General features: G+C 67.8%; 23 protein-coding genes. 17 read left to right on the forward strand and 6 right to left on the reverse strand.

Features of this window, described 5'->3' with window-relative positions; genetic code table 11:
* Positions 1-24 precede the first annotated feature (24 nt).
* The 4 genes from AB0M14_RS07085 to AB0M14_RS07100 are packed head-to-tail and all read right to left on the reverse strand — an operon-like array spanning position 25 to position 3,969.
* A complete protein-coding gene (locus AB0M14_RS07085) occupies positions 25-369 on the reverse strand; it encodes an MmcQ/YjbR family DNA-binding protein (RefSeq protein ID WP_364989772.1) in 345 nt (114 codons plus the stop codon).
* An 8-nt stretch (positions 370-377) separates the two neighbouring features.
* A complete protein-coding gene (locus AB0M14_RS07090; protein WP_364989775.1) occupies positions 378-1,778 on the reverse strand; it encodes a VWA domain-containing protein in 1,401 nt (466 codons plus the stop codon).
* Positions 1,779-1,781: 3 nt separating this feature from the next.
* Entirely contained in the window at positions 1,782-2,663 is an 882-nt protein-coding gene (locus AB0M14_RS07095; protein WP_364989778.1) for a MoxR family ATPase, read from the reverse strand.
* 40 nt (positions 2,664-2,703) lie between these two features.
* A complete protein-coding gene (locus tag AB0M14_RS07100) occupies positions 2,704-3,969 on the reverse strand; it encodes a glutamate-5-semialdehyde dehydrogenase (RefSeq protein ID WP_364989780.1) in 1,266 nt (421 codons plus the stop codon).
* A 72-nt stretch (positions 3,970-4,041) separates the two neighbouring features.
* Between AB0M14_RS07100 and AB0M14_RS07105 the strand changes: the two genes are divergently transcribed.
* From AB0M14_RS07105 to AB0M14_RS07145, 9 genes are all read left to right on the forward strand, one after another.
* Positions 4,042-4,932 (forward strand): ribokinase, encoded by an 891-nt coding sequence (locus AB0M14_RS07105; protein WP_364989783.1) that lies wholly within the window; start codon positions 4,042-4,044, stop codon positions 4,930-4,932.
* A gap of 235 nt (positions 4,933-5,167) precedes the next feature.
* The gene (gene cqsA / locus AB0M14_RS07110; protein WP_364989786.1) at positions 5,168-6,385 is read left to right on the forward strand and encodes an alpha-hydroxyketone-type quorum-sensing autoinducer synthase; all 1,218 of its coding nucleotides are present in this window, start codon (positions 5,168-5,170) and stop codon (positions 6,383-6,385) included.
* Between the two features lie 17 nt (positions 6,386-6,402).
* Positions 6,403-7,599: a glutamate ABC transporter substrate-binding protein gene (locus tag AB0M14_RS07115; RefSeq protein ID WP_364989790.1), complete on the forward strand. Its 1,197-nt coding sequence runs from the start codon at positions 6,403-6,405 to the stop codon at positions 7,597-7,599.
* A 317-nt stretch (positions 7,600-7,916) separates the two neighbouring features.
* Positions 7,917-8,942 (forward strand): RDD family protein, encoded by a 1,026-nt coding sequence (locus tag AB0M14_RS07120; protein WP_364989794.1) that lies wholly within the window; start codon positions 7,917-7,919, stop codon positions 8,940-8,942.
* Positions 8,943-8,989: 47 nt separating this feature from the next.
* Positions 8,990-9,307, forward strand: a complete 318-nt coding sequence (locus tag AB0M14_RS07125; protein ID WP_364989797.1) for a type VII secretion target — start codon at positions 8,990-8,992, stop codon at positions 9,305-9,307.
* Positions 9,304-10,581 (forward strand): hypothetical protein, encoded by a 1,278-nt coding sequence (locus tag AB0M14_RS07130; protein ID WP_364989800.1) that lies wholly within the window; start codon positions 9,304-9,306, stop codon positions 10,579-10,581. The genes AB0M14_RS07125 and AB0M14_RS07130 overlap by 4 nt, the downstream gene beginning before the upstream one ends.
* A 3-nt stretch (positions 10,582-10,584) precedes the next feature.
* Positions 10,585-11,235, forward strand: coding sequence for a hypothetical protein (locus AB0M14_RS07135; RefSeq protein WP_364989803.1), 651 nt, complete (start codon positions 10,585-10,587; stop codon positions 11,233-11,235).
* A 92-nt stretch (positions 11,236-11,327) separates the two neighbouring features.
* Positions 11,328-12,551: an RtcB family protein gene (locus AB0M14_RS07140; protein ID WP_364989805.1), complete on the forward strand. Its 1,224-nt coding sequence runs from the start codon at positions 11,328-11,330 to the stop codon at positions 12,549-12,551.
* Between the two features lie 64 nt (positions 12,552-12,615).
* Positions 12,616-13,104: a hypothetical protein gene (locus AB0M14_RS07145; protein WP_364989807.1), complete on the forward strand. Its 489-nt coding sequence runs from the start codon at positions 12,616-12,618 to the stop codon at positions 13,102-13,104.
* A gap of 3 nt (positions 13,105-13,107) precedes the next feature.
* Here AB0M14_RS07145 and AB0M14_RS07150 read toward each other — a convergent pair whose 3' ends face one another.
* Entirely contained in the window at positions 13,108-13,590 is a 483-nt protein-coding gene (locus AB0M14_RS07150; RefSeq protein WP_364989810.1) for a hypothetical protein, read from the reverse strand.
* Positions 13,591-13,909: 319 nt separating this feature from the next.
* Here AB0M14_RS07150 and AB0M14_RS07155 point away from each other — a divergent pair, with 319 nt between their 5' ends.
* The 8 genes from AB0M14_RS07155 to AB0M14_RS07190 all read left to right on the forward strand — a co-directional run bounded on the left by AB0M14_RS07155 (position 13,910) and on the right by AB0M14_RS07190 (position 23,690).
* Positions 13,910-16,042, forward strand: a complete 2,133-nt coding sequence (locus AB0M14_RS07155) for an ATP-dependent DNA helicase RecQ (protein ID WP_364989813.1) — start codon at positions 13,910-13,912, stop codon at positions 16,040-16,042.
* 334 nt (positions 16,043-16,376) lie between these two features.
* Complete coding sequence (ligD, locus tag AB0M14_RS07160) at positions 16,377-17,339, forward strand: non-homologous end-joining DNA ligase (protein WP_364989816.1); 963 nt, start codon at positions 16,377-16,379, stop codon at positions 17,337-17,339.
* Positions 17,340-17,420: 81 nt separating this feature from the next.
* A complete protein-coding gene (locus AB0M14_RS07165; protein WP_364989819.1) occupies positions 17,421-18,371 on the forward strand; it encodes a D-isomer specific 2-hydroxyacid dehydrogenase family protein in 951 nt (316 codons plus the stop codon).
* A gap of 89 nt (positions 18,372-18,460) precedes the next feature.
* A complete protein-coding gene (locus AB0M14_RS07170) occupies positions 18,461-19,441 on the forward strand; it encodes an alpha/beta hydrolase (protein ID WP_364989822.1) in 981 nt (326 codons plus the stop codon).
* A 1-nt stretch (position 19,442) separates the two neighbouring features.
* Positions 19,443-20,354 carry an SDR family NAD(P)-dependent oxidoreductase gene (locus AB0M14_RS07175; RefSeq protein WP_364989825.1) on the forward strand — a complete coding sequence of 304 codons (912 nt, stop codon included), beginning with the start codon at positions 19,443-19,445 and terminating at the stop codon, positions 20,352-20,354.
* A 7-nt stretch (positions 20,355-20,361) separates the two neighbouring features.
* Positions 20,362-21,282: a ferritin-like domain-containing protein gene (locus AB0M14_RS07180; RefSeq protein ID WP_364991381.1), complete on the forward strand. Its 921-nt coding sequence runs from the start codon at positions 20,362-20,364 to the stop codon at positions 21,280-21,282.
* Positions 21,279-22,769 carry an NAD(P)/FAD-dependent oxidoreductase gene (locus AB0M14_RS07185; protein WP_364989827.1) on the forward strand — a complete coding sequence of 497 codons (1,491 nt, stop codon included), beginning with the start codon at positions 21,279-21,281 and terminating at the stop codon, positions 22,767-22,769. Before AB0M14_RS07180 ends, AB0M14_RS07185 begins: the two co-directional genes overlap by 4 nt.
* Before the next feature lie 162 nt (positions 22,770-22,931).
* Positions 22,932-23,690: a MerR family transcriptional regulator gene (locus AB0M14_RS07190; protein WP_364989830.1), complete on the forward strand. Its 759-nt coding sequence runs from the start codon at positions 22,932-22,934 to the stop codon at positions 23,688-23,690.
* Positions 23,691-23,721: 31 nt separating this feature from the next.
* Here AB0M14_RS07190 and AB0M14_RS07195 read toward each other — a convergent pair whose 3' ends face one another.
* Positions 23,722-24,492, reverse strand: coding sequence for an ABC transporter permease (locus tag AB0M14_RS07195; RefSeq protein ID WP_364989834.1), 771 nt, complete (start codon positions 24,490-24,492; stop codon positions 23,722-23,724).
* Between the last annotated feature and the right edge of the window lie 13 nt (positions 24,493-24,505).

Below are 24,505 nucleotides of genomic sequence, written 5' to 3' on the forward strand. Positions count from 1 at the left end.
AACGACGACTGATAGTCCAGGACATCAGGTGGCCGGGCGCTTGGATTTGGGGAGTTTGCCGACGATCGCGTCGTAGGACTGGTCGACGAGTTCACGCAGTTCGTCGGCGGGGACGTTGCCGCCGAGCCGGATCGAATTCCAGCCGTAGCGGCCGATATAGGCCGAGGCGGTGACGTCGTCCGGGTAGACGTGGACCAGTTCGTCGGCCTCTTCGCGGTTGCGGCCGCATTTGAGGCCGACCGACCCGCCGCTGCCGAGGAAGGCGAAGATCTTGTCGCCGACCTTGGCGACCAGGTCGCCCTCCCACGGTTCGTCCTGCCACGCACCGGGTTTGGCGAGACAGTAGCTCAGCAGTTGCTTGTCGTCCATGGGGTTCCTCAGACCGGCAGTAGACGGGAGACCACTTCGGTGAGCTGGCGGGCCGAGCGGCATTCGTGCATTTCGATGACCTGGCCGTACTTGTCGGCGGCGGAATCGCCGGAGCCCCACTGGCTTCGGGGTTCCGGGTTGAGCCAGTGCGCGTGTTTGGCGGTACCGGCCAGCGTGCGCAGAGTGCTCAGTTCGGGATCCCGGTAGTTGGTGCGGGCGTCACCGAGAACGAGCAGGGAACTGCGGCTGGTGACCGCGTCGGGGTACCGGCGGGCGAAACTGGCCAGGGCATTGCCGTAGTCGGAGTGGCCGTCCAGGCCGACCACGCCGGACTCGGTGAAGATGCGGGTCATCGCCTGATCCAACGGTGTTCGCGGGTCGAAGAATTGGGTGACCTCGTCCACCTGGTCGACGAACGCGAAGATACGCACCCGGGAGAACTGCTCGCGCAGCGCGCTCACCAACAGCAGGGTGAAGCTGCTGAAACCCGCGACCGAACCCGAAACATCGCACAGCAGAACAAGTTCCGGACGACCCGGCCGCGGCTTACGGGTGACCAGGTCGATCGGCACGCCGCCGGTGGACATCGACTTGCGCAGTGTCTTGCGCAGATCGATCTCGCCGCGGCGAGAGTGCCTGCGGCGCACCGCGAGCCGCGAGGCCAGGATGCGGGCCAGGCGCTGGGTGCTGCGCTTGAGTTCGGTCAGCTCACGCTCGGAGGCGCGCAGGAAATCGACGTCCTCGGCTTGCCGGGCGACACCGTAACCGGCCACCCGCTCCCGCCCGATGCGTTCGGCGACGCGCCTGCGGGTTTCGGCCTCCACCGAGGCCCGGAAGCCGTCGATGCGCTGCCGGGCGGCACGGCGGGCGATCTCGGTGCCGAAATCGCTGTCCGTGGGCCCGAGGGCAAGTCCGGCAAGGATTTTCGCGAGCAAGGTCTGCGGCTGCACCTCACGCAAGGCTTGATACGCGGAGAACGACGGCCCCTGCGCGGACTGGTACTGACCGAGCTGCTCGACCAGCTGCGCGGCGACCTGCTCCAGGCGCTCCGAAGCGTCTTCCTGCGCAAGCAATTCCGCGAGCATTTCGCGCAGCGCGGGAATATCGATGTCCCCGGTGCGGGTGCGCGGCAGCTCGATGTCCTCGGTCCCGCCGCGCTGCCCGATCGCCACCGGGAACCACAGATCGAACAGGCCGTCGAAGGTCGCCCGATGGGTGGTGCGGCGCAACAGCGCACACGCCAGACCCTCGCGCAGCACTTCGCGATCCATCAGATCGAGCACGGTCACCACTTGGCCCGCGTCCACCGTCTCCGACGGCCCGACCGGGATCCCGCGCGCCCGCAGCGCTTCCACGAACCCGACGAGGTGACCGGGCAGCCCGTGCGGAGCCTCCAACCCGGGATGCACGACCTATGCCAGTTTCAGTTCGGCCAGCGCGCGCTGGTGATCGGCCTGGTGTTTGAGCACCACCCCGAGGGTGGCGCGCACGGTGGCGTCGTCCATGTCCTTCAGGCCCAGCGCGAGCAGCGTCCGGCCCCAGTCGATCGATTCGGCGACCGAGGGCAGCTTCTTCAGCTGCATCCCGCGCAGCACGTGCACGATCCGCACCAGCTGCGCGCCGACCGCGGCGGACAGCTCCGGCACCCGGCTGGCCAGGATGCGCCGTTCCAGCTCCTCGTCCGGGAAGTCCAGGTGCAGGTAGAGGCAGCGGCGCTTCAAAGCTTCCGACAGCTCGCGGGTGGCGTTGGAGGTGAGTACCACGAACGGTTTGCGGCTCGCGGTGATGGTGCCCAGCTCCGGCACGGTCACCGCGAAATCGCTGAGCACCTCCAGCAGCAGGCCCTCGATCTCGACGTCGGCCTTGTCGGTCTCGTCGATCAGCAGCACTGTCGGCTCGGCGCGCCGGATGGCGGTCAGCAGCGGCCGCGACAGCAGGAATTCCTCGGTGAAAACGTCGGCTTTGGTTTCTTCCCAATCGTTTTCACTGGAAGCCTGGATGCGCAGGATCTGCTTGGCGTGGTTCCACTCGTAGAGCGCCCGCGCCTCGTCGACGCCTTCGTAGCACTGCAACCGCACCAGCTCCGCACCCGCGGTCTGCGCGACCGCGCGGGCGAGTTCGGTCTTGCCGACGCCGGCGGGGCCCTCGATCAGCAGCGGCTTGCCGAGCCGGTCGGCGAGGAACACCGACGTCGCCGTCGCCTTGTCCGCCAGGTAGCCGGTGCTCGCCAGCCGGTCGATCACATCGTCGACCGAGCTGAAGATCGGCTCCTGAACTGCGCTTTCGGAACCCACGTGCTGTCCTTCCTTCTAATACCAACCCCCACGGTACGGCTCAGACCGGACGAACCTGCCCGTCACCCCAGACGATCCACTTGGTCGAGGTCAGTTCCGGCAGGGCCATGGGCCCGCGCGCGTGCAGTTTCTGGGTGGAGATGCCGATCTCCGCGCCGAACCCGAACTGCTCGCCGTCGGTGAACGCGGTCGACGCGTTGACCATCACCGCGGCCGCGTCCACCCGGGTGGTGAACTCGCGCGCCGCCGCCAGATCGCCGGTGACGATGGCCTCGGTGTGGCCGGTGCCCCAGGTGTTGATGTGCTCGACGGCGGCGTCCAGGCCGGGGACGACCTTGAGCGCGATGTCGAGGGTGAGGTACTCCTCGCCCCAGTCCTTGTCGTCGGCCGGGACCAGGCCGGGCAGGTCGCCGTGCACGGTGACGCCGTGCTTCTCCAGCGCCTCGATCAGCTTGGGCACCGCGACGGCGGCGACGGCGTCGTCGATCAGCACCGTCTCGGCGGCGTTGCAGACGCTGGGGCGACGGGTCTTGGCGTTGATCAGGATCTGCTCGGCCATGTCCAGGTCGGCGGCGGCGTGCACGTAGACGTGGCAGTTGCCGGTGCCGGTCTCGATGGTCGGCACCTGGGCGTCGCGGACGACGGCGTTGATCAGGCCGGCGCCGCCGCGCGGGATGACCACATCGACCAGGCCGCGGGCCTGGATCAGGTGGGTCACGCTGGAGCGGTCGTGGCTGGGCAGCAGCTGCACCGAGTCGGCCGGGATGCCCTGAGCGGCAAGCGCTTCCCGCAGCACCCGGACCAGTGCGGCGTTGGAGTGCGCGGCGGAGGAGGAGCCGCGGAGCAGCGCCGCGTTACCCGACTTCAAGGCCAGGCCGAAGGCGTCGACGGTGACATTGGGCCGGGCCTCGTAGACCATGCCGACGACGCCGAGCGGCACCCGCGTCTGCCGGATCTCCAGGCCGTTGGGCAGCGTCGATCCGCGCACGACCACGCCGACCGGATCCGGCAGGCCCGCGACCTGGCGCAGACCGGCGGCGATGCCGTCGATGCGCGGCTTGGTCAGCCGCAAGCGGTCCAGCAGCGATTCCTCGGTACCGGCCGCCTGCGCGACCGCGATGTCCTCGGCGTTGGCCGCGAGCACGTCGTCGGCCGCGGCCAGCAGCGCGTCGGCGGCGGCGTGCAGGGCGTCGTTCTTCTGGGCGGTAGTCAGCTGGGCCAGTGCCCGGGACGCGACGCGAGCCCTTCGCGCGGCCTCGTGCACCACCTCGCGGGTATCGATCTCGGTCGTCGTTCCTGCACTCATGGGGTACAGCCTACTGACCGCGCCCACCCGAAATAACGGCGGATACGCGGCATCGGGACTACCGTCGCGGCCATGAAACAGCCGCCGAAGGTCGTGGTGCTCGGCAGTATCAATATGGACCTGGTCTGCACCACCGAGCAGCGGCCGGAACCCGGGGAAACGGTCCTGGGCACCGGGTTCACGATGGTGCCCGGCGGCAAGGGCGCGAATCAGGCGATCGCGGCGCGGCGGTCCGGCGCGGTGGTGGAGTTCCTCGGGGCGGTCGGCCGGGACCTGTTCACTCCGCGGCTGCGGCAGGTGCTCACCGATTCCGAGGTCGGCGCCGCGCGGCTGCGGTCGGTGCCGGGCTCGAGCGGAGTGGCCACGATCGTGGTCGACAACGGCGGGGAGAACAGCATCATCGTGACTCCTGGCGCCAATGCCCGGATGACCGAGCTCGACGAGGCCGACCTGGCGACCATCGCCGGGGCCGATATCCTGCTGTGCCAGTTGGAGATTCCGATCGAAACGGTGACCGCGGGGGCGCGACATGCCCGCGCGCACGGGACCACGGTGATCCTGAACCCGTCGCCGGTGCGTGAGCTGCCGGCGGAGCTCTGGCGCGAAATCGATGTGGCCGTGGTGAATTCGGGCGAAGCGGACCGGTTCGACGCCGCGCTCGATCAGGTACCGCATGTGATCATCACCCGCGGCGCGGACGGAGCGGACTATCGCGGGCCGGATGGGGACCTGCACTGCCCCAGTCCGAAGGTGCGCGTCGTCGACACCACCGGCGCGGGCGACGCGTTCACCGGGGCGCTGGCCGCCGCCTGGCATCGCGGTCCGGAACAGGCGCTGGCCTGGGCCTGCGCCGCCGGTGCGCTCGCGGCGACCGAGCTCGGCGCGAGCAAGTCGATCCCGGACGCCGGCAGTATCGCCGAGCTGCTGGATGATCCGGCACTCAATCCTGGAAGCGACCGCTAGGTCTAACAAGATCGAATTCCCTTCCGCCCCACCTGTTTCGCGGTCACTCGTCCAAGTTGCTGAGAACGCCTTCCGGAATCGATTCGCCCGGCGCGAATTCGGCCGAACCTCCTCCTGACGCGCGCGCCGATGGTTCAATCACACGCGATGCTCCAAGTTTGCCGTGGCTCGAAGCGTCTCCGACAGGGGTGGTGGTCGGGCGACGGGCGGGCCTAGACAGTGAAGGAGTTCGTCAGTGCTTCCCACCATCGCCGATCGGGTGCAGAGCCGAGTCGATCGCTTCTCCTACGGCAGAGTGGTCGGCGAGTGGGGTGGTCGGCATCTGCTGCACGGCCTGACACCCGGACCGGATGCGGTGCTCCTGAATAGCAACGACTACCTCGGCCTCGCCGGTGACCCACGGATCGTCGAGGCGATGTGCGGCGCGCTCGCGGCGGGCGGCGCGCGGTTCACCTCAGGTTCCTTCGTACACGGCGAGCACCCGCAGATCGCCGTGGAGCGCGAGTTAGCTGACCATATGCGGGCACCGGCCGGAATCCTCTGCCAATCCGGCTGGGACGCGAACATCGGTCTGCTGCAATCGATCGCCGATCCGCGCACCCCCGTCTACGTCGACAGCCTCGCGCACATGTCGATGTGGCACGGTGCGAAAGTCGCCGGGGCGCCGATACATCCGTTCCGGCACAACTTTCCCGGGCACCTGCGCGAGGAGATCCGCACCTACGGTCCGGGCATCATCGCGGTCGATTCCATCTACAGCAGCAACGGATCCCGCGCGCCGCTGGCACAACTGTGCGATGTCGCCGAGCAGACCGGCAGCCTGCTCGTCGTCGACGAATCGCGCTCGCTCGGCACCGACGGTCCGCTCGGGGCGGGCTCGGTGGTGGCGCTCGGGCTCACCGAACGGGTGCCGTTCCGGGTCGCCAGCCTGTCCGGGGCGCTGGCCGGGCGCGCCGGATTCGTGGCGGCCAACGGCCTGGATTTCGTCGACTACTTCCGGCTGGAGTCGTTCCCCGCGGTGTTCTCCGGCACGCTGCTGCCACACGACCTGGCCGGGATCTCGGCCGCGCTGGCCGCGGCCCGCGCCGATGATTGGCGCCGGGAACGGCTGGCCGTGCTCTCGGAGCGGGTGCGAACCGCGTTGACCACCTTGGGTTTCGACCTGGAGTCCGCCGCCGGTCACATCGTCGCGGTGCAGGCCGGGCCGGACCTGCGGGCCCTGGCCATCCGCGACTTCCTGGAAGCCCGCGGCATTTTCGGCGCGGTGTTCTGTCCGCCCGCCACCGCACGGCACCGCACCCTCGTCCGCTTCTGCCTGCACGCCGGGCTCACCGACCTCGAAGTCGACCGGATCATTCAGGCCTGCAAGGAAGTTCGTGACGCGTTCGGCCCGATCCCGCCGACCGTCCCGATCCGCACCGGCGTACCCGTTCCCAATCAATCCACCGTCTAGACAGGAGATTCGACTCGATGAAGCGCTCGATCCTTGCTGTCACCCTCGCGGCCGGCCTGGTGCCGATCTCGTGCTCCCAATCCGAGGTCGCAACACCGGAATACGTGGTCGGCATCCAGTTCGACCAGCCCGGGCTGTCGGTCATGGACAACGGGACACCGCGCGGATTCGAGGTGGAGATCGCGCACTACATCGCCGGACATCTGGGCACCGAACCCGGGGAGATCACCTGGGTGGAGGCGCCGCCGGGGCAGCGCGAGGAGCTGTTGCGGGGCGGGGACGTGGATTTCGTCGTCGGGTCGTACGCCATCACCGCCGAGCGGCTCCGGCAGATCGCCTTCGCCGGGCCGTATTTCGTCGCGGGCCAGGATCTGCTGGTCCGCAACGAGGAGACGGCGATCAACCGTCCCGAGGATCTCAACGGCCGTACCGTGTGCACCGCCGCGGGTTCCACGGCCGCGGACAAGATTCGGAAAGATTTCGCCGCCACCGCGAATCCGACTACCCGGGAGGACTATTCGGCCTGCCTCGACGACCTGCTCGCGGGCAAGGTCGACGCGGTCACCGCCGACGACGTCATCCTGGCCGGCTACGCCGCCCAGTCCCCCGGCCGGCTGCGCGTCGTGGGCCACCCCTTCACCCGGGAGCGCTACGGCGTCGGCGTCCGCCGCGGCGACACCGAACTGCAATCCGAGATCACCGCCGCGATCCAGGCCATGATCGCCGACGGCACCTGGAAACGCGCGGTACAGACCCACCTCGCGCCCGCGGGCTACCAGCCGCTCCCCGCCCCGCCGGTCTTCCGGGCCACCGACGAACAGATCCAGCCAGGCGACCCCGCCACCCTGGACCCCACCCTCGTGCAAACGGTCAACCAGCTCACCGAAGCCGCCAACACCCAGCAGTGGGAAACCTTCGATTCCATGATCTGCCCCGAAGCCTCCCCCGCCGTCAGCTCCTTCGTCATGCAATACACCCCGCAATACGACGACCACCTCGGCCCCGAAGTCACCGACTCCGATTTCCAGCACACCACCACCGCCATCACCCAGCACAGTCCCGACTCCGCCACCTTCCTGGCGCGCGAAACCTTCACCAACATCCCCGCCAAGTACCGCCAGTACTTCAAAGACATCGACTACGCCGCCACCATGACCCGCCGCGACGGCCAGTGGCAAATGTGCGGCCTGGCAGCCGATTTCGTCGAGTCGTGAGGCGGCGATCGTTGCGACGAGCATCACAATCCGGTGCCTCGCGGAACCGATTGTGCGGGTGACGCGTCTGTTCAGTGCTGGTTGCAAGACTTCGATGCGAACCTCCCGAACCGAGGCCTCGCGGCGGCCGATAGAGTCTGGCTACCGGGCAGTATCCGATCAGCTCGAAGCGGTCGGGGGAATGACAGCGAGACCGAACGGGGTGGAAGAACTTGGCGCAGGTAAATCCGATACCGGGCAACCCGGTGATACCTGCCGCCAAATGGCCTGCGACGCGGTCCGCGGCACGAAGGCAGACGTTGCGCTGCTGGATACCTTTGCTGACCGGCCTGGTCCTGCTTCCACTGTTCGTGGTTCTGCTCAACCTCGCCGATCGTCAGCCGCCGGGCTCCAGCGCTGAGCGGCTGCTGGACACCGGCGGCGTGCTGGCGGGCGCATCCGGTGTTCTCCTCACGACCTTCAGCCTCGCCTGGGTGTGGATCAACCGGCGCAGACGGAAGGCGCTGCGCCGTCATCCCTGGCAGGTCTGGCACATCCGCTACCTGAGGACCGGCAGATACGAGTGGGTGACATTGCTCGACGGGAACGGCCGGGAAGTGTCCAGCCTGCTGCTCAGCACCTGGGCGCACCAGCTCGGGCAGCTGGTCGATCACCAGACCCCCACGATCTGGTTCGCGGGAGATCCGCACAAGTACGGCATCATTTCCGCTCCAGGTGGGGCCGATCTCCGATACGCCTATGTCTCCCGGTCCCATCCAGCGCCGCGGTTCACCTTCGCCGAGCACGCTGCGCAGGATGATCTCGCCGGACGGAACCCGCAACTGCAGCTGACACGGAACAGCCACGGCCAGGTATCTATGCAGCGGCCCGCCGAGTCCGGCGCCGACGAGGTCAAAACTCCTCGGCCATACGGACTTCGGCGCGCCTGCGCTTTCGCGATCGATTGGTGCCTCCACCTCGCGTGTGGCATCGGCATCGGCGCCGTGGCTAGCCCCGGCTTCTCCCCTGACGCACTCGGACGCAAGGATTGGGCCCATCTCGGGGTGAATCCATTTTTGGTGGTCGCCTGCTGGCTCCTCGCCTCGGCGATCCATCGTGTCGCCATTCAGGCCCTGGTCCACACTACGCTCGGAAAGGCTCTCTTCGGCCTGCGGGTCACCCTGCCCGATTTCAGTGGATCGCCGTCGTTCGGCAGGCTGCTCCGAGTTTGGACCGTGGATCTCTACCTGATTTTCGCGCTCCCACTCGACTTCTTTTCGGGGGGCGGTATGCCCGGCCCGGACAAGCTCGACGACTACTTCCTTCCGGCACGACGATGGGCCGAGACTGCCGCCAGGCCATGAGCCGGACCCAGCCCGACAAATAGATTCAAGTGATGAGGGGTGTGAATGTGGCCGATCTTCTTCAGGTAGAAATCGCCGTGCTCAGCAAGTCCGTACAAGCTCTGCGAACCTCTGAACAATTACTCACCGACGCCATGAAAGCGATGAGCCAGGACAGCCGAGGGGAGATCGGCACCACGGAGCTGGACGATGCTGCCGACGATTTCCAGAAGAAGTGGAAATTCGGCATCGAGCGAATCGGTGAATCAGCTAAGGATCTGGCCGATCGGCTGGACACCGCCGTGAAGACATACGAAGACGCCGACAAGACTTTCGCTAAAGCGCTGGACGAGGCCAAGAACCTGCTCGGGGAGGTCAAGGCGTGAGTGCGAATCCGTATCCCAATCTCGGGTTCAATCCCACCCCCGGCCTGACCCAGGATGTCGATGGACTGCGCGTCCAGATCAAGAAGGCTGCCGACGGAGTCCGCGAGACCAATGAACTCCTCAATCAGCTTCGAAATGCTGAAGACGACGTCTGGATCGGCGACGCGGGCGATGCCTTCCGCGCGCATTTCGATGCCACCCTGGGGCAAGATCTGAAGTTGGCGCAGACCTCACTCGAGCGTGCGGTAACGCTGGTCCAGGAGTGGTTTACAACGCTCGTGGGTTACCAGCAGACGGCGGCCGGCCTCGAGCGTGAGGCAGCCGAGGCCCGCGGCAAACACTCCCAAGCCTCGACGGCTCTCGACAGCGCCAAGCAGAACCCGGATCTGAAGCTCGCAGGCGTGTACTTCAGCGACCCGACCGAACTGCAGGCGGCGCAAGCACGTCTCGACGCGGCCACAGCGAAAGTCACCGCCGCCGTAGCAGCGGTTGACGAGGCGCAAGGTCAGATCGACTCGATCATCCGCCGCGCTCGGGATCTGGAAACCGAGCACGCCACGACAGCTCGCAAAATAGCCACCGAACTCAGGGCAGCGGCCCTGTTGGCTCCCACCGAGAACAAGAGCCTGTGGGACTGGCTTGTCGACAAGGTGAAAGACCTCGGAAACTGGATTGACGAGCACCGGAAAGGCATCCATGACGCACTTTCCATCGTCTCCGCGGTCGCCGGGCTCCTGGCTCTGGTCACGCCGCCGCCGATCAACGCGATCGCACTGGGTGTTTCCCTCGTCGCCGGTGCCGGCGCCCTGGCCCTGACGCTCACCGACGACGAGGTGTGGAAAGACCTCACCGAGGGGAGTTGGAAGGACAAAGGCTTGGCCGCGCTCACCATCGCAGGCGATGGGCTGGCCCTGATACCGGGCGTCGGCGCCCTCGGCAAGACAGCGAAGGTCGGGCTCCTCGGGGACGGCATCGGCGACGTCGGGAAATTGGAGAGCATGGCTCGGACCTGGACCGAGGCGGCCGGCAATCCCGGAGCGCTGAACAAATATCTGACAGACAACAACATCAGAGGCGTTACCGATGGCTTGAACAAGGAAATATTCAATGGAATCAGCGCGAACTCGGGAGTAAATAAGGTGCTACAGCTGACCGGGGCGGTGGGAGCTCACACCACGCCTGATCCAGCGGTCGCACTGGCTGTACTGAAACGGACCGAGGGAGCGGTTGGCAGTATTGCCGGAGTCGCCCTGAGCAATCTGTTCGGAGGGTAACCGATGACTACGCATGACGCCCACACCGCGAAACACGCGATCTCGCTGACCATTCCGCCCGGATACCACGAAATGCCGTTGACGAACATCGCGGAAGTCTTGGCTTCGGCCGAGCCGGCCGTGAAATCCATTACGCCGCCCGCTCTTTCCGATAGCATCCCCTCGGTCCTGGGAACGCTCGAGTTCTTGTTGGGTACCCTGGCGGCCAAGAACGCCGTGTATTGCGGAATAGGACAGCACCAGTCGCCGGAAGGGGATTCGATTACGTCCTGGCTGATCGTCACCATCCAAAATTACGGCGAGAAGGTCAATCCGCGCCTCGTCGTCCGCAATCTCGCCGAGATGAAGCTCGCGAACGGAAATTCATCGTCGATCGAACCGTTCGAGATCAATGGCAGACCCATGCTGATCTCTCAGGCTGTGGCGGAATATCCCGCTCCGGCGATGCCGAACCTGCCCAGCACCGGAGACACCGCATCGGCCTTCCAAACCGAGATCCTCATACCGTCCAGCGATGGGCAAACCCTGGCGTCGATCGAGTTCTCCACTGCCGCACTGACGCAGGGCGCGATGTATCTCGACATGCTTCTCGCGATGGCGCACTCGGTCGACTTCCAGGAAATCCGGTCCACCGCCTCGAGTCTGGATCTGTAGACCAGCTCGGCCGGGTCGCGGCCCGATATTCAGGTGCGGTGTCCTGCGTGGCCTCCTACGGTGAGGGTGTTGATCGAAGGAAGGATCGAGACATGTTTCCCGTCGAGCTGCGCGGTACCCGGGCGCAGACGCTTATGTGGGCCCACGAGCACGAGGTCGAGCAGGCCGCGTTGCAACAGTTGCGCAATATCGCACAACTGAAATGGGTGCACGGCGTTCGCGTCATGCCGGACGTGCACCTCGGTAAGGGTGCGACCGTCGGATCCGTCATCGCGATGCGGGACGCGGTCGCGCCCGCCGCGGTGGGCGTCGACATCGGTTGCGGCATGGAGAGCGTCAAGACCGATCTGACCGCGGCCGACCTTCCCGATGACCTGCGTTCGCTGCGGTCCCGGATCGAGGCGGCGGTGCCGGTCGGCTTCGCGGCCCACAAGGAACCTGTCGATGTGCGCAAGCTGGGCGCGCAGCTGGCCGCCTCGCACGGTGCGGCGGCCAAGCGCGCACAGGGCTGGCAGCAGTTCTGGGGCGCTTTCGGCGCTCTGCATTCCGATGTCCAGGCACTGGAATCCAAGGCGCACAAGCAGATGGGCTCCATGGGCGGCGGGAATCACTTCGCCGAAATCTGCTTGGACACAAAGGATTCCGTGTGGATTCTGCTGCACTCGGGAAGTCGCAACATCGGTAAGGAACTGGCCGAGCGGCATATGGCGATCGCGCGGAAGCTGGACCACAACGTGGATCTGCCGGATCGTGATCTGGCGGTATTCCTGGGCGGGACACCGGAAATGGCGGCGTACCGGCGCGACCTGACCTGGGCGCAGGAATTCGCCGCGCGTAATCGCGCGGTGATGCTGGCGCTGATCTGCCAGGCTGTGCGGGACGAATTCGCCGGGCGCGAAGTGCGTTTCGAGGAGCCGATCTCGTGCCATCACAATTATGTGGCCGAGGAGCTGATCGATGGTGTGCCGATGCTGGTTACCCGGAAGGGTGCGGTGCGGGCGGGCGCTGGGGATCTGGCGTTGATTCCGGGGTCCATGGGGACGCGGTCGTATGTGGTGCGGGGTAAGGGGAATCCCGCTTCGTTCCAGTCGGCGTCGCATGGGGCGGGGCGGCGGATGAGCCGGAACGCGGCCAAGCGGCAGTTCACCGTGGCGGATTTGATCGCGCAGACCGAGGGCGTGGAGTCGCGGAAGGACGCGGGTGTGGTCGATGAGATTCCGGCCGCGTACAAGGACATCGATCAGGTGATCGAGGCACAGCGGGATCTGGTGGACGTGGTGGCCACGTTGCGTCAGGTGCTGTGCGTGAAGGGCTGAGCGACGAGCGAACCCCGGCAGACCGGCTGCCGGGGTTCGTTCGCGTCGGTCATAAGGTTGGCGTGTGCGACCCTCTCGTCGGCCGTTGGCCGTGTTCGACCTCGACAACACCCTCGCCGACACCGCGCATCGGCAGCGGTATCTGGAACGCTCGCCGCGGGATTGGGAAGCGTTCTTCGCGGCCGCGCCGCACGATCCGCCGCTCGCGAAGGGCGTGGAGTTGCTGTTGGCGAGCGCGCGGGAGTGCGAGATCAATTATCTGACCGGGCGGCCGGAGCGCTGCCGGGCGGACACCGAGGTCTGGCTCGCGGAGCATGGTCTGCCCGCGGGACGAATCTTCATGCGGCGCAATGCCGACCGCCGCCCCGCCCGCCACACCAAGCTGGAGGTCCTGCGGCGGCTGTCCCGGGGCCGGGAGATCCGGATGCTGGTCGACGATGACGAACTGGTGTGCGTCGACGCCGAGCGGGCGGGATTCACCGTGGTCCGGGCGCGGTGGGCGGAGGAGTCCGCGGCGTTGCGGCAGGCGCAGGAGTCCGAGGGCCGGACCTGACGGTTACCGTCGCCGGAAGGTCGCGGCCGTGCCCGCGCCGACCAGCAGCACTCCAGCCAGGAAGATGCTGCCGTTGATCACCCAGGCGTGAATGGCCAGCCGCGTCTCGTCGGAGAGCAGCGGGATTTCGGTGATCAGGCGGAAAGTGTCCTCGGGGAACATGAAGTAGATGACGCCCGGGAAGACACCCCAGGTCAGACCCGCGATGATCGGGCCCGCCGGGGCATAGGCGGCAAGACCCGCGACCAGCAGCAAAAGCGCTGCGCCGACCAGGATCTGCGCGGTGGAGCCGACCCGGTTGGCCGCGTCACCGAGCAGCACCCACTGCCGCGCGCTGGCCGCGCCGTGCGCGGCGAAGCCGATACCGATCGGCGTGATCAACAGGCAGATCAGGGTGCCGATCAGGAACCGGGAGAAGCCGCCGGTGGTGCGGAATTCCGAGCCGGGCGGGGCCCAGCCCGCCGGCGGCTGGTACTGGTACGACATTCTTCGCCTCCCGCACGCTGCACGACCGCTGGCATTTCCATTGTCACCCCACACCAGCGAGCACGCCGGGTTGCGGAGGTAGACAAATGATCTCGCGACGAACGCGATCGCGGACCGGAACGCCGACGGGACGGTCTCGCGGGCGCGTGTCCGCTCCGGCACGCGCGAGTTGGCCGAGGCGAGTCGGACCGGCTCGTCACAGACCCGTTCAACGAATCGTGCCAGCCCCCTGAACAGGTCGTAGATGCCCCGCTCAGCGGCCGGATCAGGGGTCGGCGACCGCATGCGGCGATCTTGGGTGTCGGTGCGGTGGGGCACGATGGTCCGCATGACTTCGGCCCGCGATCTGACAGCAATCGATCTCTCGGCGCCCGATCTGCGTGATCGGGCCGAGCAGCTGCTCCGTGAGCTGGCCGGGCCCGCCGCGCGGCTGCGGGAGGATCAGTGGACCGCGATCGAGGCGCTGGTGGTGCAACGCCGCCGTGCGCTGGTGGTGCAGCGCACCGGCTGGGGTAAGTCGGCGGTGTACTTCATCGCGGCGAAGCTGCTGCGCGGGGCCGGGCGCGGGCCGACGGTGATCGTCTCGCCGCTGCTCGCGCTGATGCGGAACCAGGTGGCCGCCGCCGAGCGCGCGGGAGTCGTTGCGGCGACCATCAATTCGGGCAACATGACCGAGTGGGACGATATCCATCAGCGGGTGGCCGCGGGGGAGATCGATGTCCTGCTGGTCAGCCCGGAACGCTTGAACAACCCCGACTTCCGGGATCAGGTGCTGCCCAAGCTGGCCGCCGACGCCGGGCTCGTGGTGATCGACGAGGCGCACTGCGTCTCGGACTGGGGTCACGATTTCCGCCCGGACTACCGCCGAATCCGTACGCTGATCGCCGATCTCGGCTCCGACGTCCCCGTGCTGGCCACCACCGCGACCGCCAACGACCGCGTGGTCACCGACGTCGCCACCCAGATCGGTACCGAGACACTGGTGCTGCGCGGCACCCTGGATCGGGAATCGCTGCACCTGTCGGTGGTGCGGTTCGACGACGCGGTGGAGCGCACGGCCTGGCTGAGCCGGCACCTGAGCGACTTCAAGGGCTCCGGCATCGTCTACACGCTCACCGTCGCCGCCGCCCACGACCTCGCCGACGTCCTGAATTCGCACGGCCATACCGTCGCCGCCTACACCGGCCAGACCGACCCCGCCGAACGCGAGGTGCTGGAACAGGCGCTGCTGAACAACGAGGTGAAGGCGCTCATCGCGACCTCCGCCCTGGGCATGGGCTTCGACAAACCCGACCTGGGTTTCGTGGTGCACGTCGGCGCGCCCTCCTCCCCCATCGCCTACTACCAGCAGGTCGGCCGCGCGGGCCGCGGCACCGACCGCGCCGAGGTCATCCTGCTGCCGGGCCCGGAGGACGCCCGCATCTGGAGTTATTTCGCCTCGGTCGCCTTCCCGCGCGAGCACATCGTCCGCGCCGTGCTGGACGCGCTCGATTTCGACCGCCCGATGTCGACTATCGCGCTGGAACCGCTGGTCGAGTTGAACCGCTCCCGGCTGGAGATGGTGCTGAAGGTGCTCGACGTCGACGGCGCGGTGCGCCGGGTCCGCGGCGGCTGGCTCGCCACCGGCCAGGAATGGACCTACGACGCCGAACGCTACGAGCGCTTGGCCGCGGCCCGCGAGGTCGAACAGCAGGCGATGATCGACTATCAGTCCACCACCGGCTGCCGGATGAACTTCTTGCGGCGCCAGCTCGACGACCCGGGCCTGGCCGCGTTGGCAGGCAATTCCCCCGACTGCGGCCGCTGCGACAACTGCACCGGCACCCGCCCCGACACCACCGTGGACGCCGCGGATCTGGCCGCCACCCGCGCCCGCCTGGATCGCCCCGGCCTCGATCTGGCCCCGCGCAAGCAGTGGCCGACCGGTTTGGCGAAGCTCGGAATCCCGTTGTCCGGCAAGATCACCCAGGGTGCGGAGACCGGCCGGGCGCTGGGCCGTCTGACCGACCTGGGCTGGGGCCAGCGGCTGCGCGCCCTGCTCGACGCCCCCGACGACCCGATCCCGGACAACGTCTTCGACGCCTGCATCGCGGTGCTGCGCGGCTGGGATTGGTCCACCCGCCCGACCACCGTCATGGCGCTGGAGAATCCGGACTATCCGGTCCTCACCGCCACCCTCGCCGCGCGCCTGGCCGAAGTCGGCCGGCTGCGGGATTTCGGCACCCTGCCGGCCAAGCCGGGCCATCCGCCGGTGTCGGCCGCCAACTCGGCGCACCGGGTCGCGGGCCTCTACGACTCCTGGGACATCCCGGACCTGTCCACCCTCGACGGCCCGATCCTGTTGGTGGACGCGCTCACCGACACCGGCTGGACGCTCACCCTCGCCGCGCACGCCCTGCGGCAGGCCGGCGCACCCGCCGTCCTGCCCTTCGCCCTCGCCTCCGTCACCTAGCCCGAACGGCCCGCCGGATAACAATCCCGCCCTGTCGGATCACCAATCGGGCACAACCGGAGAATCTCGGGCCGGGAACGGGAATTGACATGGCATGGACCCGAAGAAACTCGATGAATGGATGGCTGCTCGCCTGGATCGGGAGCAGTCGGCGAACTCGGCCGCCAACAGCCGGTGCCCCAACGCCGGGTGCCCGCGGGCCTGGCACGGTCTGCCCTTCGGCGCCTGCGAGGGTTCGTGGGCGCATGAATTCGGTGCTCGCGACGCAGCCTGACGTGGTGTGTTGTCGGCGGACGACCAGCGCCGTATCCGCGCGCCCGCTATCGTCGGACGGGTGGCCGGTAAGTCTGGAAGTCCCGCGATCGAGCTCGATGTCGGGGATCGGACGGTGCGGATCTCGAATCCGGACCGGGTGTACTTCCCCGAGACCGGGGCGACGAAGCTCGACCTGGTCCAGTACTACCTGAGCGTCGGCGACGGCATCGTCAACGCGCTGCGGGATCGCCCCTGCATGCTGCACAGATTCCCGAAGGGCTTGGCCGGGGACAAGGTCCATCAGAAACGACTACCCTCGGGCGCCCCGCCGTGGGTGCCGACAGTGCGGGTGTTCTTCCCCCGCTACAGCCGTACCGCCGACGAACTGTGCGTGAGCGAGCTGGCCGACGTGATCTGGGCGGTGCAGATGTCGACGGTGGAGTTCCATCCCTGGAACTCCCGGCGCGCCGACACCGAGCGCCCCGACGAATGGCGCATCGACCTGGATCCGATGCCGGACTGCCCGTGGTCGCGGGTGCAGCGCGTGGCCGGGGTGGTGCACGAGGTGCTCGACGACCTCGGCGCGGTGGGCTGGCCGAAAACTTCGGGCGGACACGGCCTGCACGTCTACGTGCGGATCGCACCGGAGTGGGGTTTCGCCGAGGTGCGCCGCGCCGCGCTGGCCTTCGCGCACGAGGTGGAGCGCCGCGCGCCCGACGACGTGACGACCACCTGGTGGCGCAAGGACCGCGATCCGAAGCTGCTGTTCGTCGACTACAACCAGAACGCCCGGGACCACACCATCGCCGCCGCCTACTCGGTGCGCGGGGTCCCGGAGGCGACGGTGTCCACCCCGGTCCGCTGGGACGAGATCCCCGATATCGACCCGCGCGACTTCACCATGAAAACCGTGCCGCCGCGCTATGCCGAGCTGGGCGACCTGCATGCCGGGATCGACGACGCGGTCTTCGGGATCGAGCAGCTGCTGGAATGGGCCGACCGCGACCGGATTGCCGAAGAACCGCCCGAAGATCAGCCCTGACCCCCCGTATTAGGGTGATGTGGACGGCTGATGAGGGCTCGACCAGCCGAGACTGCCTCACGCAAAAGGAGATCCGCAGCCATGAGCGCGCCAGTTGTACCAGTCGCTATCGGGCCGACGCAGCCCGCGCCGACCCTGTTGTCGAAGGCGGTCGGTGAGGGCGGGGCCGCGCTGGTGGATCTCGCCGAGGCCCGGGCGCTGATCTGGGCCGGCGGCCCGGGCGAATTCCCGCAGGAATTGCCCTCGAGTGTCGAATGGGTGCAGCTGCCCGCCGCCGGTGTCGAGGACTGGTTCACCGCGGGTATCCTCGCCCGCCACCCGAATGTCCGATTCACTTCCGCCGCAGGCGCTTTCGCCAACAGTGTGGCCGAGCACGCGCTCACGCTGCTGCTCGCGGGCGTGCGCTATCTCCCCGAGCACCTGCGGGCGGCGAGCTGGCGGCAGCAGGATTTCTTCCCGCACGTGGGCACCTTGCGCGGCAAAACCGTCACCATCATCGGCGCGGGCGGCATCGGCCGGGCGCTGATCCCGATGCTGGCTCCGCTCGGCGCGCACGTCATCGCGGTCAACCGGTCCGGCCGCCCGGTCACCGGCCCGGGCATCCCGGATTCGGTGGAGACGGTCCCCGCCGACCAGCTCGGCAAGGTGTGGAGCCGCACCGACCACGTCGTGATCGCGGCCCCGGCCACCGCCGCCACCCAGCATCTGGTCGGCGCGGAGGAACTCGCGCGGCTCAAGCCGTCGTCGTGGGTGATCAATGTCGCCCGGGGCAGCCTGATCGATACCGACGCCTTGGTCGCGGCGCTGGCTTCGGGCGCCATCGCGGGCGCTGGCCTCGACGTCACCGAACCGGAGCCGCTGCCGGACGGGCACCCGCTCTGGGTGCTGCCGAATGCCATTGTCACGCCCCATGATTCGAATCCGCCGCAGTTGCGGCTGGCCGCCTTCGCCGACCATGTCGCCGCGAACGTCAGCCGGTTCGTCGCGGGCCGGGAGCTGCTGGCGCCCATCGATCCCGACCGCGGCTACTAGCGGCAGATAGCGGGCCCGTCACAGGGCCCGCTTTTTCGGTCTCGAATCCGCCATTGACAAATGGCACATTCATCGCTGATTCTGAACGCATGACAAGGTCAACGAGGACCTCGGTCCCCGCCATTCCGGCGGCGCCCTCCCTGCGCGCCTCCGTCGCGGCCACCGCCGCCGCATACGCCCTGCGGCCGGTGCACAACGCGATTCCCATGAACCCGCCGGGCATCTGGTTCGCACGTCAGCTCATCGCCACGTTCATGGCCGTCGGCGGCCCGCCGATGTCCGGAATTACCGTCACCAAGGTCCGCGAGGGCGCGGTCCGCGGCGAATGGGTGTGCGCACCGGGCGTCACGTTCGGGTCGCGAGCGGTCTATTACATACACGGCAGTGGGTATGTGCTGTGCTCGGCGCGCACCCATCGCGGGCTGGCCGCCCGGTTGTCCAAGCGGACCGGACTGCCGGTCTTCGTCGTGGACTACCGGCTGGCTCCCGAGCACCCGTTCCCGGCCGCCGCCGACGACGTCGAAGCGGGCTACGCCTGGCTGCTGCGCCGCTACCCGGCCGCGGACCTGGTGATCGGCTGCGATTCGGCGGGCGGGCACCTCGCGCTCGATCTGCTCCTGGAGAACCAGCGCCGGAACCGGCCGCAACCGGCCGCGGTCGCGATGTTCTCGCCGCTGCTCGACCTCAGCTTCGGCTTGGCCGCCGAACAGGAACGCCGCCGCCCGGACCCACTGATCACCGCGCACGCGGCGCGCAAGCTGCCGGCGCAGTACACCCGCGGCCTGCCCGCCGACGCACCGCGATTGCGGCTCAGTATCCCGAAAGGCACTGTGCTGCCGCCGATTCTGGTACAGGCGGGCGGCACCGAGATGCTCTCCGCCGACGCCCGCGCACTGCACGAGATGGTGCGCGGCGCGGGCGGGGAGTGCGTGCTCGAGATCTGGCCGGGCCAGGTCCATGTCTTCCAGGCGCTGCCCGTCCTGGTCCCCGAAGCCGACCGCGCGCTGGCCCGCGCCGCCGACTTCCTGTGCGCGGCAATGGTTACCGGCACTGCCGAGAAAGTGAGCTGAGATGTTCGGTTTGGAAAAGCTGATCCCCCTGGCGGTGCGACCACGCCGCTCCTACGGTGCGCGCGCGGTGGTCACCGGGGCGGGCAGCGGCATCGGCCGGGCCTTCGCCCTGGAGATCGCCGCCCGCGGCGGCCAGGTCATCTGCGCCGACATCGACGAGGCGCGCGCGGATGAGACCGTCGCGCTCATCGAACGCGAGCACCCTGGCGCCGCGCACGCGTTCCGCTGCGATGTCGCCCAGCGCGAGGACGTGGAGAACTTGGCCCGCTACGCCGCCTCCCTGTTCGAGGGCCCGGCATCGCTGGTGATCAACAACGCCGGCGTCGGCATCGGCGGAAAACACGTGGGCGACATCGGTTTCGAGGACTGGAACTGGGCGCTGGGCATCAATCTGTGGGGTGTGGTGCACGGCTGCGAGGTATTCACCCCGCAGTTGCGGGCCTCGCGGGAGCGGCCGCGCGGCATCATCAACGTCGCCTCCGCCGCCGGGTTCGCCGCCGCGCCGTCGATGGCCGCCTACAACACCGCCAAGGCCGCGGTGATGTCGCTGTCGGAGACCATGGCCGCCGAGCTCAGCGGCACCGGCGTCGGCGTGACGGTGCTCTGCCCGACCTTCGTCAAGACGAATGTCGCCCGGGACGGCCGCATCACCGGCGAGGCCACCCGCCTGGCCGAAACCCTCATGCGCCTCACCGGTTTCACCCCCGACCAGGTCGCCAAAACCACCCTCGACGCGCACGACCGCGGCCAGCTGTACGTGCTGCCGCAGCTGGACGCGCATGTCGTCTGGCGGCTCAAGCGCTACTTCCCCGCGCAGTACACCCTCGTCCTCGGCCTGCTGGATCGGCTACTGCCGCAGGACACTTCGCCCTCCCCCGACCGGATCACGGTCACCGACAAGACAGGAGTCTGACATGGCTATCGCTATGGACTTCGACGACATGCTCCGCAAGATCAAGGACCGGCAGTGGGCGCTGGCCGATATCGACTGGGATGCCCCTGGCGCGGAGACGATTTCGCCGGAGCTGCACGCCAAGCTCAAGCCCTTCATGGCCGACCTGATGTGGATCGAGAACGTCGGCGCCCGCGGTTTCGCCGCCATGGCCAAGAAGGCGCCGACCGAGACCTTGCGCGAGATCTACCGCTACTTCCACGCCGAGGAGCAGAAGCACGCCAACGCCGAACTGGCGCTGATGCGGCGCTGGGGCATGCTCGACGGTGACGAGATCCCGCAGCCGAACATCAACGTCAAGCTGGTGATCGACTTCCTGGACCAGTACTCCGACGACATGTCGCTGTCGTTCCTGGGCACCGTGATTCCGATGCTCGAGGTGGCGCTGGACGGCGCGCTGGTCAAGTTCATCATGGACGAGATCGAGGACCCGGTCTGCCAGCAGGTCTTCAAGCACATCAATTCCGACGAATCCCGCCATCTCGCCGTCGATTTCGCGGTGATGGACGTGCTCGGCCACGCCGAGATGCGCAAGCTGCTGATCGAACTGGTCGGCGGCTGGGTCAAGCCGACCTTCCTGATCGGCGTGCTCAGCTACGTGCCGCTGCTGAACAAGATGCGCGACAACATCGTGGCGATGGGCGTCGACGAGGAGAAGCTGTACGCGGCGCTCAAGCGCTACGGAAACGTCGGGGAGCGCAGCGAATTCGCGCGCCGGCTGCCCATGTACCAGATCGTGAAGATGCACGGCGGCTGGGTGATCAACCGGCACCACCCCTATCACCTGCTGGCCGACGCGCTGGTCAAGATCACCGCCCGGGTGCCGAAGGCACTGCTGCGAAAGGACCCGACGTGGTCGAAGGAAATCACCTACGAGCCCGCGGCATGAAAACCATCGACGTCGCCATTATCGGCGCCGGCTTCGCGGGTATCGGGGCCGCGATCCGGTTGCGGCAAAAGGGTATCCACGATTTCACGCTGTTCGAACGCGGCACCGAGATCGGCGGGACCTGGCGCGACAACACCTATCCCGGTGCGGCGTGCGACATTCCGTCGCGGCTGTACTCCTACAGTTTCGCGCCGAACCCGGACTGGTCGCACACCTACTCCGGCAGCAAGGAGATCCTCGGCTACATCGAGTCGATGGCCGCGGAGTTCGGCCTGAACGACCGGATCCGATTCGGCCACACCGTGACCGGGATCGAGTTCGACGAGCCCGCCGGGCAGTGGACCATCGGTTTCGAAGGCCGGGAACCGGTCCGGGCCCGCTCGGTAGTGTTGGCGTCGGGTCCGCTGGCCAATGCCAGCTTCCCCAACATCCGCGGCCTCGAGGATTACGCCGGGCACAAGATCCACAGTGCCCGCTGGGATCACGACTACGACTTCACCGGCAAGCGGGTCGCGGTGGTCGGCACCGGAGCCAGCGCGGTGCAGATCATTCCGGAGCTCGTCAAGCAGGCCGCCTCGGTGAAGGTGTTCCAGCGGACGCCCGGCTGGGTGCTGCCGCGGGTCAACCGGCGCACCAACCCGCTGCTCAAGCAGCTCTACCGGCAGGTGCCCGCCAGCGAATCGCTGGCCCGTCAGGTCTGGTTCTACGGGCACGAGTCGGTGGCCCTCGGTGTCGTGTGGAACACGCCGCTGACCCGCGTAGTGGAGCTGGTCGGCAAGGCCCAATTGCGCAGGCAGGTCAAGGATCCGTGGCTGCGCCGGCAGCTCACCCCGGAATTCCGGGCGGGTTGCAAGCGCCTGCTGATGACCGACGACTACTACCCGGCCTTGCAGCAGGACAACTGCAAGCTCATCACGTGGCCCATCGCGCGGCTGTCCGAGAAGGGCATCCGCACCGCGGAAGGCATTGAGCACCAAGCGGATTGCATTGTCTTCGCGACCGGGTTCGACGTGTCCAAGGCGGGCACGCCGATCCCGATCACCGGCCGCGACGGACGGGTGCTGGGACAGGAATGGTCCAAGGGCGCCTACGCGTACAAGAGCGTCGCGGTGTCCGGGTATCCGAATCTGTTCTTCACCTTCGGCCCCAACTCCGGCCCTGGGCACAATTCGGCGCTGGTGTACATGGAAGCGCAGCTGGACTATCTGTCCAGCGCCATCAAGACCATTCTCGACCGGGACCTGCGCATGCTCGACGTGCGCCGGGACAAGCAGGACCGCTACAACGCGGCCATCCAGCGGCGGCTGACCGCCACCACCTGGAACTCGGGCTGCCACAGCTGGTACCTGACCGAGGACGGTTTCAACGCGACCATGTACCCGGGTTTCGCGACCCAGTACGTCAACCAGTTGCGCACCCTGAAACTGGACGACTACGAGGTGGTGCCCGCAGGCGCCCGCCGACCCCGGATCGCCGCCGTCTCGTGACAACCACCCGGCCTCGGCTGCCGCGCACCGCGGGGTGCGCGGCAGGCGGGGCCGTGCTCGGTGGCGCGGGCCGGGTCCGGCACACGGTTAGACTCGATCGGTCAGCGATCGGGTTGTCGGAGCGTCGGTAGCGACGCGTGGTGGGCGAGGGAGGTGTGATCGATGCCGGAGTACCGGATCGATGACCTCGCTCGCGCCGCGGGCACCACCACCCGCAATGTCCGCGCCTACCAGGAACGCGGCCTGCTCCCGCCGCCGATCGGCAAGGACGGCCGGGCCAGCCTCTACGGCGACGCGCACCTCGAGCGCCTGCGCATGATCGACGCGCTGCTCCAGCGCGGCTTCACCACCGCGCACATCGCGGACTTCATCACCAGCTGGGAGACCGGCAAGGACCTCACCGAGGTTCTCGGCTTGCAGCACGCGGTCACCGCGCCGTGGAGCGCCGACGAAACCTTCGAGGTCTCGCGCGAGCTGATCGGCACCATCCTGGGCGCCGAGACGGACGAACTCGTCGAACGGCTGCGGGAGATGAAGCTGGTGCGCATCGAGGGCGACACGGTGGTCTTCACCGACACCCAGCTGCTCGCGTCCTTCGCCGAACTGCACGAGTACGGCATCGAGCTGCGCATGCTGATCGAGATCTACGCCAAGGTCGCCGACCGGATCGACGACATCACCCACATCATGATCACCGCCGCCAAACAGCACATCGTGGACGAGCACGGCGCGGGCTGGCTGCCGGACACCAGCACCGAAATCGCCCAGACCACGACGATGCTCAACAAGATGCGGGAACTCGCGGTGGCCTCGGTGCACAGCACCCTGGCGCGCTCCATGGACGTGACCCTGCGCCGGGAACTCGGCGACTACCTCGCCACCGCCGCCGAACGCACGCCCAGCCGACCCGAAAAGGCCTGACCCGCACCCGTCGTCCCGGCCCGGCGGAAGCTCAACGCCGTTCGTACAGCACGGCCGCCGCGGCATAACCGAGCACCGCCAACCCGGCGCACCACAGGACCGCGCTGACCGCACTTCCGTCGGCGCCGCCGCCCCACTGTGCGCGCAGACTGTCCACCACGGCCGTCGCGGGCTGATGGTCGGCGAATCCGCGCAACCACCCCGGCATGGTCGAGGTCGGCACGAACGCGCTGCTGAGGTACGGGATGAACATGATCGCGTAGGTGAACCCGCCCGCCGCTTCGGGACTGCGCGCCAGCAACCCGAGCGCGATGGCGATCCAGGTGACCGCGAGCACGAACAGCACGATTACCGCCACCGCGGTCAGCCATCCCGCGGCATCCGTGTCTGGCCGGAATCCGAGAATCGCCGCGAGGATCAGCACGATCGCGATGGCCGCCAGATTCCGCAGCACACCTTCCCCCGCGTGCCCGGCCGGCAGCGCCTGCCGGAACATCGGCAGCGTGCGGAACCGTTGCACCGCACCCGAAGTCATGTCTGCGGCCACCGCCGTCGCGGTGATCGATGCCCCGAATCCGGTGCACAGCAGCACGATTCCCGGCACCACGTAGTCCAGGTACGGCCCCTCGACGTCGATCGCGCCGCCGAAGACGTACACGAACAGCAACATGATCAAGATCGGCAACAGCACCGAGATCGCCAGGGTCTCGCGACTGCGCAGCGTATGCCGCCCGCTGCGCACGAGCATGACGTACGAGTCCGCGCCCACCCGGGCCAGCCGGGACGCCCCCGGTACTGTCACCGCACTCGGTGTG

Source organism: Nocardia sp. NPDC051832, assembly GCF_040681285.1.
Lineage (GTDB): Bacteria > Actinomycetota > Actinomycetes > Mycobacteriales > Mycobacteriaceae > Nocardia.